At 61.5% G+C, this 14,084-nt stretch carries 13 protein-coding genes; 4 read left to right on the top strand and 9 right to left on the bottom strand.

The genetic code is table 11. The features are described 5' to 3' along the window. The first annotated feature begins 85 nt into the window (after positions 1 to 85). The 3 genes from D4A92_RS02840 to treZ all read left to right on the top strand — a co-directional run bounded on the left by D4A92_RS02840 (position 86) and on the right by treZ (position 3,802). Positions 86 to 787 (top strand): GntR family transcriptional regulator, encoded by a 702-nt coding sequence (locus tag D4A92_RS02840; protein WP_203019817.1) that lies wholly within the window; start codon positions 86 to 88, stop codon positions 785 to 787. Between the two features lie 73 nt (positions 788 to 860). Further along, entirely contained in the window at positions 861 to 1,940 is a 1,080-nt protein-coding gene (locus D4A92_RS02835; RefSeq protein ID WP_246754074.1) for a Gfo/Idh/MocA family protein, read from the top strand. Between the two features lie 92 nt (positions 1,941 to 2,032). Then, positions 2,033 to 3,802, top strand: a complete 1,770-nt coding sequence (gene treZ / locus D4A92_RS02830) for a malto-oligosyltrehalose trehalohydrolase (RefSeq protein ID WP_203017977.1) — start codon at positions 2,033 to 2,035, stop codon at positions 3,800 to 3,802. A 29-nt stretch (positions 3,803 to 3,831) separates the two neighbouring features. Here treZ and D4A92_RS02825 read toward each other — a convergent pair whose 3' ends face one another. The 3 genes from D4A92_RS02825 to D4A92_RS02815 form a co-directional block, all read right to left on the bottom strand. Then, entirely contained in the window at positions 3,832 to 4,758 is a 927-nt protein-coding gene (locus D4A92_RS02825; protein WP_246754017.1) for a cobalamin B12-binding domain-containing protein, read from the bottom strand. Between the two features lie 122 nt (positions 4,759 to 4,880). Beyond that, positions 4,881 to 6,695, bottom strand: coding sequence for a 1-deoxy-D-xylulose-5-phosphate synthase (locus D4A92_RS02820; RefSeq protein WP_246754073.1), 1,815 nt, complete (start codon positions 6,693 to 6,695; stop codon positions 4,881 to 4,883). Between the two features lie 279 nt (positions 6,696 to 6,974). Then, a complete protein-coding gene (locus D4A92_RS02815; RefSeq protein WP_203017974.1) occupies positions 6,975 to 7,361 on the bottom strand; it encodes a c-type cytochrome in 387 nt (128 codons plus the stop codon). A gap of 167 nt (positions 7,362 to 7,528) precedes the next feature. On the opposite strand from D4A92_RS02815, the gene D4A92_RS02810 reads away from it, so the two are divergent. Then, complete coding sequence (locus D4A92_RS02810; RefSeq protein WP_006724850.1) at positions 7,529 to 7,975, top strand: TspO/MBR family protein; 447 nt, start codon at positions 7,529 to 7,531, stop codon at positions 7,973 to 7,975. Here D4A92_RS02810 and D4A92_RS02805 read toward each other — a convergent pair. The 6 genes from D4A92_RS02805 to D4A92_RS02780 form a co-directional block, all read right to left on the bottom strand. After that, on the bottom strand, positions 7,942 to 8,244 hold the full coding sequence (locus D4A92_RS02805) for a hypothetical protein (RefSeq protein ID WP_203017973.1): 303 nt from the start codon (positions 8,242 to 8,244) through the stop codon (positions 7,942 to 7,944). The genes D4A92_RS02810 and D4A92_RS02805 overlap by 34 nt on opposite strands. Further along, entirely contained in the window at positions 8,241 to 9,446 is a 1,206-nt protein-coding gene (locus D4A92_RS02800; RefSeq protein WP_203017972.1) for a geranylgeranyl diphosphate reductase, read from the bottom strand. Before D4A92_RS02800 ends, D4A92_RS02805 begins: the two co-directional genes overlap by 4 nt. A gap of 34 nt (positions 9,447 to 9,480) precedes the next feature. Continuing rightward, positions 9,481 to 10,845 carry a BCD family MFS transporter gene (locus D4A92_RS02795; protein WP_203017971.1) on the bottom strand — a complete coding sequence of 455 codons (1,365 nt, stop codon included), beginning with the start codon at positions 10,843 to 10,845 and terminating at the stop codon, positions 9,481 to 9,483. Between the two features lie 11 nt (positions 10,846 to 10,856). After that, positions 10,857 to 11,780, bottom strand: a complete 924-nt coding sequence (gene chlG / locus D4A92_RS02790) for a chlorophyll synthase ChlG (protein WP_203017970.1) — start codon at positions 11,778 to 11,780, stop codon at positions 10,857 to 10,859. A gap of 61 nt (positions 11,781 to 11,841) precedes the next feature. Then, the gene (gene ppsR / locus D4A92_RS02785) at positions 11,842 to 13,293 is read right to left on the bottom strand and encodes a transcriptional regulator PpsR (protein ID WP_203017969.1); all 1,452 of its coding nucleotides are present in this window, start codon (positions 13,291 to 13,293) and stop codon (positions 11,842 to 11,844) included. After that, positions 13,290 to 14,072: a cobalamin B12-binding domain-containing protein gene (locus D4A92_RS02780; RefSeq protein WP_203017968.1), complete on the bottom strand. Its 783-nt coding sequence runs from the start codon at positions 14,070 to 14,072 to the stop codon at positions 13,290 to 13,292. The genes ppsR and D4A92_RS02780 overlap by 4 nt, the downstream gene beginning before the upstream one ends. Positions 14,073 to 14,084: the final 12 nt, after the last annotated feature.

Below are 14,084 nucleotides of genomic sequence, written 5' to 3'. Positions count from 1 at the left end.
TCCTCTTGCCTAACACCCGATTTGATGTAGATCAATAGTGTATCAATTTTTTCTCGGCGATACCGAAGTGCCACAGAACTCCACGATGCAGCCGCCCGGCAGCCTTCCCATCTATGTGCAGATCACCGAGCTTCTGGTGCGTGATATCGCGGCGGGGCGGCTGATCGATGGTGAAAAGCTGCGCCCTGAACGGGATATGGCCGAAGAACTCGGCATTGCCGTCGGCACGCTGCGCAAGGCATTGGCAGAGTTGCAAAATCGCGGGCTTCTGGAGCGCATTCAGGGCTCCGGCAACTATGTTCGGGCGATATCCGATCCGAAATCCGTCTATGCCATGTTTCGCCTGGAGTTGCTGGGCGGCGGCGGCTTGCCGACGGCAGAGATCCTGTCGATCGACCGACTGCCGAAACCGGATGGACTGCCGACATTCGGCACATCCGAGGAGTCCCACCGGATCCGGCGCTTGCGGCGTCTTTCCGGCCGCCCGGCGGCGCTCGAGGAGATCTGGCTCGACGGCTCCTATGTCGAGACGATTGACCCCGAGGCGGTCTCCGAATCCCTCTATCTGTTCTATCGCACCAAGCTGTCGCTCTGGATTGCGAGGGCCGAGGACCAGATCGGTCTCGACGTGGTGCCGGACTGGGCACCGGCGAGCTTCGGTCTGAGGCCGCGCGCGCCCGCCACACATATTCAACGCATCAGCCAGGATCAGGAGGGAGCCCGTGCGGAAGTCTCGCGGACCTGGCTCGATCACACCGTCGCCCGATACGTATCGCGGCTGAAATGACATGACCGCGAGGAGCGGTTCAATTGAGGAGGAAAGCGTGGCAGGACTTCAATACGGGATCATCGGTTGCGGCATGATGGGGCAGGAGCACCTGCGCAACATTGCGCTTCTGCAGGATGCATCGGTGGTCGCGATTTATGAGCCGGATGCCGGCATGCGTGCGCTGTCAGCAGAGGCGGTTCCGACGGCAAAGATGGTCGGCTCGATCGAGGAACTGCTTGCTGTAGAGGCCGTGAACTGCCTGCTGATCGCAAGCCCGAACTATCTGCATCTCGAGCAGTTGGAAAAGATCGCCGCAATCCGGCCGCTGCCGGTGCTGGTGGAGAAGCCGCTGTTCACCGATCCTGCCGATGCTCCGCGGCTCGCAGCACTTCGCGCTGCCTATCCGGCGCCGATCTGGGTTGCCATGGAATACCGCTACATGCCGCCGGTCGCGCGGATGATCGAACAGGCTGACGAGGCCACCGGTGGCATCCGTATGTTGACCATCCGTGAGCATCGTTTTCCGTTTCTCGAGAAGGTCGGTGACTGGAACCGGTTCAATCGCAACACAGGTGGGACCCTTGTCGAGAAATGCTGCCATTTCTTCGACCTGATGCGGCATATCCTGAAGTCTAATCCGGTCCGCGTCATGGCGTCTGGCGGGCAGTCGGTGAATCATGTCGACGAAGTCTATGACGGCAATCGCTCTGACATCTGGGACAATGCCTATGTGATCGTCGACTTTGCCTCAGGCGCGCGGGCGATGCTGGAGCTCTGCATGTTTGCTGAAGGTGCCCGCTATCAGGAGGAAATCTCGGCAGTTGGCCCCGCCGGCAAGATCGAGTGCCTGGTGCCCGGCCCCGGTCGCTTCTGGCCCGAACATCTCGGCGAGCCACCGGTTGCTCAGGTCATCGTCTCGCCGCGTGATCCCAAAGGGCCGCACGTCGTCGAAATTCCGGTTGATCCGCAGCTGCTGGAAGCCGGTGACCACAACGGCTCGACCTTCTATCAGCATCAGCGTTTCCAGAAGGCGGTGAAGGGTACGCAGCCGGTCGAGGTTGCGCTCGATGATGGCTGGTGGGCGGTGGCCATGGGGCTCGCAGCACAAAAGTCCGCGGAAACGGGTCAGGCTGTCAGCTTCCCGCTGCCGTTTTCACCCAAGGCATCGTGACGCGATAAGCGTCCTTCCACCTTTCGCGCTGGGGTGCGAACCATTCATCGCTTACTGCGTTGCCTCCCCGTGGCAGCGTAGGAGAAGCAGCGGTGACAGACTATCTTTTTGGCCCCGTCATTGAAGATGACGGGGTTTTGTTTCGGTTGTGGGCGCCGCATTGCAAATCGGTGACGCTCGAAATTGACGGCACTCCTGCGAAGGACATGGACCGGCAGGCCGATGGAGTGTTTGACCTCAAGGTTATGGGGGCAGGGCCAGGTACCCGCTATCGGTTTCGACTGCCGGATGGCGTTCTGGTCCCGGATCCTGCAAGCCGGCACCAGCCCGAGGACGTGTTCGGGCCGAGCGAGGTCGTCGATCTTTCGACGCAGAAGACCCGCGACGCCATTTGGCGAGGGCGGCCCTGGGCGGATATGGTCATATACGAGCTGCATGTCGGGACATTCACGGGCGAGGGGACCTTCCGAGGCGTAATCGAGCGGCTGGATCACCTGAGTAGCCTCGGGATAACGGCCATTCAGCTGATGCCGATCTCCGACTTTCCCGGCCGTTGGAACTGGGGCTATGACGGCGTCATGCCTTATGCGCCGGACAGCCGGTATGGGCGGCCGGAAGATCTGGCGCTTCTCGTTCAGGCAGCGCATCAAAGGGGCATCTCCGTCTTCCTCGATGTTGTCTACAACCACTTCGGCCCGTCCGGAAACTTCATGCCGGCTTATGCGCCGCTGTTCTCGCCGCATCATCAGACGCCATGGGGCGACGGCATCAACTTTGATGATGCGCAGAGCGAGATGGTGCGCGCATTCCTGATCGAAAACGCGCTCTTCTGGATCGAGGAATTTCATGTCGATGGACTGCGGCTCGATGCCGTGCATGCCATCCGCGACGACAGTGAGCCGCACTTCTTGCACGAACTTGCAGCGCGTGTGCGGGAGCGTTTTGCCGATCGCCACATTCATCTCATCGTCGAGAACGAGGAGAATGACCCGGGTCTGCTCGAGCGGGGCCAGCCCGACACCGAAACGTTCGACGCTCAGTGGAATGACGACGTCCATCACGCTTTGCATGTGGCCACGACCGGCGAAACCTTCGGTTATTACGCCGATTACCGGGATGTCGGTGCGGCTCTCGCAAAGGCTCTCGCCGAAGGCTTTGTCTATCAGGGCGACGTGATGCCGTATCGCGGTGAACGACGCGGTGGGCCGAGCGCCCATCTGACGCCTTCCGCCTTCGTTTCCTTCCTTCACAATCACGACCAGATCGGCAACCGCGCCCAGGGTGACAGGGTCATGGCAGCGCTGCCCGAACAGGCGCTCGCCTTCGCCGTTTCGCTGATACTGCTCTCACCGCAAATTCCCATGTTATTCATGGGCGAAGAGTGGTGTTCGCAAAAGCCGTTTCCTTATTTTTGCGATTTCGACGAGGAGCTCAACGCAGCCGTACGCGACGGCCGGCGGAATGAGCTTTCGAAGTTGCCGGGTTTCGACGGGGACCATGTGCTCGACCCGACATCGCTGGAGACATTCCGCTCTGCGATCCTCGACTGGGAGCGGGCAGGTTCAAAGCATGGTTCGACCTGGATCGAACGCTACCGCCAGCTCATTGCGCTTCGGCGAGAGCGTGTCGTGCCGTTGCTGGCGCGGATGCGTCAGGGCGGGCGTTATGCTGCCGAGAATGGCGTCATCCGTGTCGAGTGGCCGCTTGAGGACGGACGGCACTACATACTCGTCGCCAATCCCACATCGCATTCCGTCAGTGCCGCTTTTGAGGTGGATCCCATTGAGATCATCTATGCACTTGGCGAGCGCCGGACTGACGCTCGCGGACCTTGGTCGCTGGTTTTTGGTGTCACGGGCTGACGCCAGAGACCTCACCGCTTGCAATGCGGTCAGGCACCCATCCTGTCCGCCAGATGCATGACTTCAAGTGCCGATTTCGCCACCATATCGGCGCCGATATTGCCGAAGGCGCGCGGGTCCTTCATGACGGCCGGACCACCGACCGCGATCTTCATCGGACCCGGGCTGCGCCTGGACTGTACCCTGCGAATTGCGGCGGCGCATTCATCCACTTCGTCGACACGGCCGACCGAGATACCCAAAAGAGTGTAGGAGGAGTTCGACAGGCGCATGTAGAGGCTGTCGTTGAGTTCGAGGTCCGCCCCACCTTCGACGTCCCAGCCCATGTCGCGAAAACAGGAAGCGACGATCGATACGCCGATGGTGTGCAGGGCACCCTGGGTCCGCGCCAGCAACACACGGCGCGCCTTTTGGCGATCGCGAATGGTCTGGCTGCGGTTCTGCGACAGATGGTTGACGATCATGCCAAGTCTGGTGGAGGCCACGGCAACCTGGATGAAATCGGTTTCGTCATTGCACCAGAGCCGCCCGAGTTGCGCGGCGACAGGCGAAAACAGCTGGATCGCGAGCGTGTGCATGGGCAGGTCAGTGCGCTGCAATTCCTCGATGATTTCCCGGTGACCACGAGGATCTGCCTGGACCAGGGCCTCAGTGAGCGCGGATCGGTAGGTGATCGCCTTCTCGGTTCCGGGCAATTCGCGCGCCTTCGGATCCAGTTCGGGATGCAGGTGAAAATCGATCTCCGGCGGCATCTCGCTAACACGCGGACCCGCTGCCAGATCCGTATGGCTCGCTCCCACAAGCCGCGGCACGGCATCCCGGATCGCGCTTTCGAGAATGCGCTGCTCGAGGCTTGTCAGCCGCGTATCCGATTTCGATAGTACAGACTTACCATCGCTATTGGACGGAGGTTCGTCCGCCCCGCCGGGTGGTCCCCCGTTCTTTTCACCCGCCATATCACCCTCCCGGTCATCGGCTTGGGCAGATCCGCTCATCCCGATGGGATATTAGTGCATTCTTGCGCCGACGCCAAACCTCTCGTAGTCGAATACGCCTGATGTCGTCCTGTGGTTTTAGCTCAGCGGTCCTCCGCGCGGTGGAGGCGCGTCGGCAGTTCCTGCTGTCCGGCCCTTGCGGACCGGCGAATATCGGCGTTCGGCCTTGCCACCGTAAGGCCGTTGCGCGCTGCAGCCGCAATATGGCGGGCCGTCAGCTTCGCTTCCTCGTACATGTCTTCAGGGCTCGCCTGGGCGATGAATGTGTCCGGTAACGTCAAGGTGCGGACGGCACAACGTCCGTCGAGCATGCCACAATTGGCGAGGTGGTGAAGGACCAGTGCGCCGAACCCACCTGTGGCTCCCTCTTCGATGGTCACCAGCATGGAATGGTTGTCGACGAGTTCAGCCAGAAGCGCGGTATCGAGCGGCTTGGCAAAACGCGCATCGGCGACCGTCACGGAAATTCCTTCGAGTGCCAAAAGGCGGCGGGCCTTGAGACAGTCGGCAAGCCGGGTGCCGAACGAAAGGAGCGCGATCTGGCCTCCCTGCTCGATGATGCGACCGCGGCCGATCGGCAGAACTTCGCCACGGATCGGAAGGGGGACGCCCGTGCCCTCGCCACGCGGGTAGCGAAATGCAATAGGGCCGTGATCATGGGCTGCCGCCGTCGCAACCATGTGTACGAGTTCAGCCTCGTCGCTTGCGGCCATCACTGTAAAGCCGGGCAGGTTGGCAAGGTAGAGAATATCGAAGGCGCCGGCATGGGTCGGGCCGTCAGCCCCGACCAGCCCGGCTCTGTCGATTGCGAAACGGACAGGCAACTGCTGCAGGGCCACGTCATGGACGATCTGGTCATAGGCGCGCTGCAGGAAGGTTGAATAAATCGCGCAGAATGGTTTCATGCCGCTGGCTGCGAGACCGGCAGCAAAGGTGACGGCATGCTGTTCGGCAATGCCGACATCGAAGGTGCGATCGGGAAAGGCGGCTCCAAAGCGGTCGACACCGGTGCCGGCCGCCATGGCGGCGGTGATCGCGACAATGCGGTCATCCGTTTCCGCTTCCGCAATCAGGGCGTCGGCGAAGACCCGCGTGTAGCTCAGCGCCTTTGCTTCTGCCTTGTTCTGCTTGCCCGTCGTCACATCGAACGGGTTCACGCCATGATACTTGTCCTCGGCTGCTTCGGCCGGTGCGTATCCGGCGCCCTTGCGCGTGATAACATGCAACAGGATCGGACCATCCTTCTCGTCCCGCAGTTCTGCCAGAAGTGGAACCAGCACGTCGAGATCATGTCCGTCGACAGGTCCACGATAGTCGAAGCCGAAGTTCTCGAACACGTTGCCGACATTCGTCCCGGCTTTCCGGCGGACGTCCGACAGGTGGCGGTTGAGCGCTCCAGTCGAGGCAGAAATCGACATATCGTTGTCGTTGAGAATGACGATCAGCGGGCGGCCTGATGCCCCGGCATTGTTCATCGCCTCGAAGGCCATGCCGGCGGACATCGCGCCGTCGCCAATGATGCACACGACGTGTCCGTCTTCCCCCTTCAAGTCCCTGGCAGTGGCAAAGCCGAGGCCTGCCGAAATCGACGTGGACGAGTGAGCGGCGCCAAAGGGGTCGAAAGGGCTTTCACCGCGGCGGGTGAAGCCTGACAGACCGTCCTTCTTGCGCAGGCTGCGCATGCGGTCCCGCCGTCCGGTCAGGATCTTGTGGGGATAACACTGGTGGCTCACATCCCAGATGATCGTGTCGTGCGGGGCCGAGAAAGAGGCGTGGATCGCAACCGTCAGTTCTATGACGCCGAGACTGGAGCCGAGGTGACCGCCCGTCTCGGACACGACCCGGAGGGTCTCGCCGCGCAGTTCCTGCGCGAGACGACAGAGCGCCGCCTGATCCATGCTTTTCAGGTCGTCAGGGACGAACACCTGGTCAAGCAAAGGGGTGGCGACATCATTCGCAAAAGAAAAACCCACCGCGCTCTCCTCCCACGAAAGAGCCCAATTCTCCTGGGTCCGCTGTCGCTGCGAGCGCCGGCTTGGCGCATCCGGTGAGCGGTTGCATGAGAATGGTGCAATATCTGCATATTCGGAGAAGACGAGCGATATGTAAACTTTTTTTTACACTTCTGAGCGGAATTCCGCCGGAATTGGCATCCCGGCGGAACGAACCCCCAACGATCAGGGGGCCGGGAAGGTTTTCATATACGCGATGACGTCGGCGATTTCCTTCGGATCCTTCAAACCGGCGAAGGCCATGCGCGTACCCTTGACCACGCCACGGGGGTTCTCGAGGTAGGCAGCCAACTGTTCGTCGTCCCATACCTTGTCGGCGCCAAAATCCGTCATTGCCTTGGAGTATCTGAAGCCTTCAGCCACACCGGGTTGACGGCCGACGACACCCTGAAGGGAAGGGCCGACCTTGTGCTTGGCGTCGGCGACGTTGTGACAGGCCGTGCATTTCTTGAATACGGCTTCGCCAGCTGCCGCGTCTCCTTCTTGCGCGAAAGCATTCTGAGACAGCAAAAGGGCTGCGACGGTGCAAGCGGCTGCAATTATCCTCGACATGTGTATCCTCCCATGGCATCGCGGATGAAGTAAGAAGTAATGCTGGTATGAAATTCGACCATTCCGGTTTGCTCGCCGGGTGGTTCGCCTCGCATTCTGGGGCCAAGCTTGGAACCAGAATGCAGGCCATATGCTTCAATATACGCAAACCAACCCGGAGCCGGATCATGGCCGCAGTCGTCTTTCTCGTCATCGTTCTCGCTGCCGCCTCGAGCGGCGCGGTCTTCAAGCCCGGTGAGTGGTACGAGAATCTGCGCAAACCGAGCTGGACTCCGCCCAATTGGGCCTTTCCCGTGGTCTGGACGATCCTTTACGTGCTGATCGGCTATGCAGGCTGGCTGATTTGGGATGTTGCCGGCTGGTCGCTGCCCATGGCCCTGTGGTCAGTGCAAATCGTGGCCAACGCGCTCTGGTCTTATTTCTTCTTCGGCATGCGGCGCATGGATCTCGCGCTCGCGGATGTTTCAGTTCTCTGGCTTTCGATTGCGCTGTTCATCCTGTTTGCCTGGCCCGTAGCGCCGCTCGCCTCCGCCTTGTTCGTTCCCTATCTTGTCTGGGTGACGGCTGCTGCCGCACTCAATCAATCCGTCCGCCGCCTTAATCCGGAGGCCTGATCCGCAAGCCTGATCCGAAGATCGATCAGGAAAGCGACCAGTGAGACCGCCAGCAGCAGCGCCAGCCACAGGACCTGTGTCTGGCGCATGGCAAGGCCGAAAGCGGCGAGAAGCGCGCTGCCAGAGATGGCATTGGGCGCGAGATTGGCGATAGCCACTCGTGGCTCTGGTGAGCGCCCGGCGACAACCAGAGTGATTGTCCACAATATCGCGATCGCCACGGCACTGATCCAGCCCGACGTGAAGAGAAAGACCAGCGGTGCCGTCATCTTTGCCCCGCAGGGATGCCGAATAGCTTGGCGAGATCTTTGAAGAAGACCCGCACATGGGCGAGGGGATCACGGCGCACCAGTTTCTTGTTGAGATAGGATTCCCAGGTCAGTCGCTGCACGTCGGGGTCGGCGCACATGGCCACGAACTTCTCGCGCAGCCTGTCGTTGCGATACCAGATCGTCTGCATGATACCGAGAATCAGAAAGACCCTGCCATGGGCGCGCATGAAGGTCCGGCGCGCATCGGCCAATGCCCGTCCGCTATTGGTTAGCAGTGACTGGTGCACGGAGTCTGCCGATAGCCTTCCGCAGAGCATGGCGTAATAGATGCCTTCGCCCGATGACGGCGCAACGGTGCCTGCGGCATCGCCAGCCAGCAGAACGTTGCGACCGTTGTCCCAGCGCTTCATCGGTTTCAACGGCAGCGGCGCCCCTTCTCTTCGTATGACCCGACAGTCGCCGAGGCCAGCGGCAAGCTTCAAGGCCCGGGTTGCTCCCCGGATGTTGTGTCCCTTGACTGCGGTGCCGGTGCCGATGCTGGTCTGTCCGCCATGGGGGAAAACCCAGCCGTAGAAATCCGGCGAGATCCGGCCATCATAGACGACGTCACAGCGGTCGGCCTTGAAGACGGCCTCATCGGCGTTGGGCGGGCTTTCGACGATCTCGTGATAGGCAAAGACATAGGGCGGCTTGCGGGAGGCCGGGAACATCAGGCGCCGCACGGCCGAGTTGGCGCCGTCTGCACCGATGACGCGTCGGGCCCGGATCTGGATCGGTTCCGGACCGGCATCCTTGATCGTCGATTCCACGGTCAGTTCGAGCAGGTCGCCATCTCCTTCCGTCATCTCGTCGAGCTTGCCGCAAAGTCTCTCCGCCCCGGCGTCGGCTGCGCGCTGACGAAGGTAAGGGTCGAAGGCGGCGCGATCCACCATGCCGACATAACCGATGTCGCCGATCGTCATGTCCACGGTCCGACCCGATGGTGCGATGATCCGCGCGGCATTGGTGCGCGCCACCAGCTGGGTCTCGGGAATGGCGAAATCGGCCAGCGCTCTCGACGGGATTGCCCCGCCGCAGGGCTTGATGCGGTTATCCGGGTCGATGAGGAGCACGCTATGCCCCTTTTCGGCCAGCCGCTCGGCCGCCATGGCGCCACAAGGGCCTCCACCGACAACGACAACGTCATAGATCTTCGACATGCGCGTCTCCCTGCCGGGCATCCGGCCTCAGGGTTCATTCTCCAGGCATGATTGCAGCGTTTTGGATCGGGGGTGGCGATCGCATCGCTTGACGTCCGATCCGCGTCGCGACGAGGGCAGACACGAGGAAAAGGCCCGCCTCGATCGAAAAAACTGCCGCGAAAGCATGAGCATCACTTGCCGTCAGCCAGCGACCAAGATCGAGCGCCACCGTTCCGAGGACGCCGCCGAGCCCGAAGGCGATGGCCTGTGCGGCTCCCCAGACGCCCATCCGCATTCCGTAGTTGGATGTACGGCCCTGTCCCGCAAGGATCATCATCGTGCCGACGGCCGCCACCGCGAAGGCGCCGTTGGCTGCGCCAAGCAGAAAGATGTTGAACTTCAGCGGCCAGATGGGCGCGGCTTGCGTGGAAAGTGCGAGGGCGCCCAAGGCCACGGCCGAGCCGAAGCAGCCCCAGGTGATGAAATGTCTCGGCAGACCGGGATAGCGTTTTCCGAGAAGCGCGCCCGACAGCCCGACCGTCATCATGCCAAGCAGCACGCCGCCATGCTGGATGCCTGAGAGGGCTGTCGTTTCGCCCGGCGTCATGCCGAAGAGAAGGCCGGCATAGGGCTCGAGGATCAGGTCCTGCGTGGCGAAGGCCAGCATGGAGAGGAAGATGAAAAGTGTGAAGAGCCGCGACTCCCGATCGTCGAGCACGTCTCGGAGGCTCTCGCGAAGACTCGCCGCGGCCGGCCGCGCTTCCGATGCATCCACCGTTGGCCGGGATTCCATGCCCATCACACCGATGATGCCGATCAGAAAGGCAACCACGCCGGTCGCTGCCGTGACGGCTATGAGACGCTCGTGGGAATAGGGATCAAGCTGCGCGCCAACGACGATGGATGTCACGATGATGCCCGTGATCATCAGCATCCAGGTGATCGTCGCGGCTGCTGCGCGTTTCTCGACTGCGGTCTTCATCGCGATCAGCGCAAGCAGAGATGTTCCAGAGGCGCCAATGCCGATGCCTATCAGTATGTAGGCAGCAATCGCTGCCATGATGCCGGCGAGAACCGACTGCTCGAAGAGAAGTGTTGTTGCAGCCGCGCCCGTTCCAGAAACGGCGAGGAGGGCAAGGCCGCCGAGGATCCAGTGTGTTCGCGATCGGCCGGTATCCGACTTGTGGCCCCAGATCGGGCGCGTGATCTGGACACCGTAGTGCAGGCCGACCAGCAGGCCAGGGATGACGGCGGCGAGACCCAGTTCAACAATCATCACCCGGTTCAAGGTTGAGGTCGTCAGCACCACGATTGCGCCGAGTGCTGCCTGGACAAGGCCCAGCCGGATGATCGCGAACCAGCCTAGGCCTTTGTCTGCGGGACGGCTGGATCGGGGCTTGGTGGCGAGCTGACGCATGATCGCGCTTCCTATCCGAGGGGTGGCGCGGGCAGCGTCAGTGAGCCGAGCGCCACTGCTGCCGCCATCATTCCGGTGACATAGAGACCCACACCCAGCGCCGAATACCAGATGGCCTTGCCTTCTGGGTCGCCCAGGAAACGGATCATGCAGAGGAGCTGCAGTGCAAGCACGACGCCGACGAGCATTGCCCCTGTCTGAAGACCTGCTTGTGCGAGCAGAAGAATGACGCAGGCCTGCGGGATCGCCATGACGAGGCAGGCAATCCGGGCGGCGTTTTGCGCGCCGTGCAGAACCGGCAGCGTGTCGACGCCCATCTGCTGGTCGCCCTTGATCGATTTGAAATCATTCAGCGTCAGGATGCCGTGAGCGCCGACGCCGTAGAGAAGTGCAATCAGCAGGGTGCGCGTGGAGGGCGCATGGCCGAGCGCTGCCGTCGCGGCCGTGATCCAGGGTAGGGTCTCGTAGCTCAGGCCGACCACACCGTTGCCAATCCAGCCATTCTGCTTGAAGCGGAAGGGCGGGGCGCTGTATCCCCAAGCGAGCGCGAGGCCAACCAGGGCAGCGGCAAAGACGAGTGGCCCAAGAAATGCTGCAACGGCCATGGACATAACGGACATGGCTATGGCGATGGCCAGTCCCCATTGGCCGGGCATTCGGCCCGATGGAATGACCCTATGCGGCTCGTTAATCGCATCGACATGGCGATCGAACCAATCGTTGACCGCCTGGCTCATGCCACACAGCAGCGGTCCGGCAAGGAGCACGCCGAGCGCGATCGGAAACCACCGGTCGCCTATGCCGGCACCCGAAGCAATCGCCCCGCAGGCAAAGGCCCACATCGGCGGAAACCATGTAATCGGCTTCAACAACTGCACCACCGCCTTGGGCGACGGGTAGGAGGCTGCCGGGACATGGGAAGGGATCTGAGCCATGGGAGGAGGCTAGTCCGCACCCCGGAATGTGTCAACTGAAATTGACGGTTTTGATCGTCTGTCAGGCTTGACGATCAGAGCCGGGACGGTAGTCCTCAAGGCCGTGGCGCCGGAGCTTGATATAGAGGCTCTGGCGCGAAAGGCCGAGGATCTCTGCTGCGTAGGCGCGGTTGTTGCTGGTTTGGTCGAGTGCCGCCTCGATGCAGATCTTTTCGATGACGTCGAGGGATTCCCGGATCAGATCCTTGAGCGGAACCTTACCCACGAGTGCGGAAAATCCCTCGGCCTGGTCGGACATGCCCGGAGACGGAATGGTCAGGCGCTCATTGCCCGTCTGCTGCGGGATCACGATCAACTGGATCGTGTTGCTCCTGGCATTGAGCCGGGCCGAGATGCTGACGGCGCTCTCGCCGGAAAGGTTATCGGTCAGGGTCGAGGTGAAGCCGCGAATGGAGGGCTCGTCCAGAAGGCGCGTGTAGAGCACGCGTATATCGATGGCGGCACTCGTGAACCAGGAGCCGATGTTGCGACCCAGAACCTGGGTCAGAGACGGCGCATGAATGAGGTCCAAAAACAGGGTATTGGCCGCGAGGACGACACCTTCGGCATCCGTCAGCAAGACGGCCTCAGGCAGATCCGCAATCTCGACCCCCGTGCCGCCGACCGGCCGCTCTGTACGCTGGCGCTTGCTTTCCTTGTCCTGATCGGCTGGCCAGATCGCCAGAAGAACATTGGTGATGCCGTTTTCCCGATAGGAGCGGATTGTGAGCGAAACGGGCTCGCCCTTGGCGACGCTTACGCCATCCAGACTGACCGGATTGGGACTGTGGCGTGCCTCGCTGATCGCGTCTCCAACCCGATCCCGGTCTTCCTTTGCGAAGAGGTCGCGGATGGACTTGCCGGACAGGGGGGCGCCGGTCGAGGAAAGAAGCGTGCTGGCAGCCGGATTGGCATCCAGAATCGTACGCCGCTCGCCGTCGAGCATGATATAGGCGACGGTTGCGACCTTGAAAGCCGTCCGATAGCGGGTCTCGGCTTCCTTCAGTTCGCGGTAGTCGGCCTCCAGTTCCATCTGGGTCTGCACGAGGCGCTGCTGGTCGAGCATCTGCTGACGCAGCTCGCGGCCAACCACGATAGTATAGGGAAAGTCTCGGGCGGTGTACGCGGAGTAGACGACCGGAAGATCGGGCTTGCCGCTGCACTTGTGGTTGACCTGGTAGCCGCGCAGGGGGCGGTGGCTGGTCTCTGCCGACAGCATGGAGTCGATCTTCGGTACCGACTCGATCGTCACGCAGTCCTGCAGCCGCTTGCCAACCGTCTTTGACAAGCCATAGTCTGCAAGATCTTTGTTTGTGAAATAGACTTGCGAGATGATCGAGGATTGGTCGACGAGCAGAACGACGTCTGCGCCGAGGCTCACCAGCGAGCCTATCGAATCCGGATCGAGCGTCTTCAACAGGCTGTCTGCAACCGCGAAGCCATCTGTACCGCTATGACCGTTCAGTGGCTTCATGGAGTGAGCCAATCGATTCCGCTGGGTGTAACCACTGCCGTTCGGCCAGCGGCGCTAGCCTGCTGGCTGATTCTTTCCAATTCATAGTAACTTTCGCAGATCTTCACGGCGGAGTAAACGCTGTCACAGATGCAGTCAATCCCCAAACCTACAAGAAAATCAACGGAATCCAGCGCTGCTGCGCCGCCGACGATGAGGGGTAGGCGCGGCCCGGGGCGAAGCTTGCGCACATCCTGAATCAGGGTCTTGAATTCTGTAGCAAGCCGGATGTTGCTCCAGCCGATGCAGGCGACATCCGCCTCTTCGACGGCACGTGCGAAGGTCGAGGTCTTGAGGGCTGAAGGCTCTAACACCTCGCTTGTCCAGCCGAGGCTGTCGAAGAGCACTCCGATCAGGTGCGGCATGAGCGTGTGCTGCTCGCCAGACGGCGTCAGAACCAGGGCTGTGGGCGCATTGCGAGTGCGGTCGGCTTCCCGCAGGTCGAGCGACAGGGAGATCGCCAGGGCCTGCAGACGCGAAGTTGCGATCGTGACGTCGATGAAGTCACAATCATCCGAAACCCATTCCCGGCCGAGCAGGCGCGCGACGGTTTCCAGGAACAGAACCTTGACATAGTAAGGCCGGCCGCGCGGAAGTTCATGGTCGAGAAACGCGCGCAGGGACGCCAGGCGCGTGCGTGGGTGAAGAACGAGCATGCGAAACTCAGCGAGCGCCCTCTCATAGAGGCGATCGTGCTCCAGACCTCGGTCGTAACGCGTCGACAGCTTTTCGGCGGTCATCGAAGCCACCGT

Origin of the sequence: Rhizobium rosettiformans (assembly GCF_016806065.1) — a bacterium.
GTDB lineage: Bacteria > Pseudomonadota > Alphaproteobacteria > Rhizobiales > Rhizobiaceae > Allorhizobium.
Note: the sequence above shows the minus strand (reverse complement) of the source record. Positions and strands in the feature narration are given on the sequence as shown.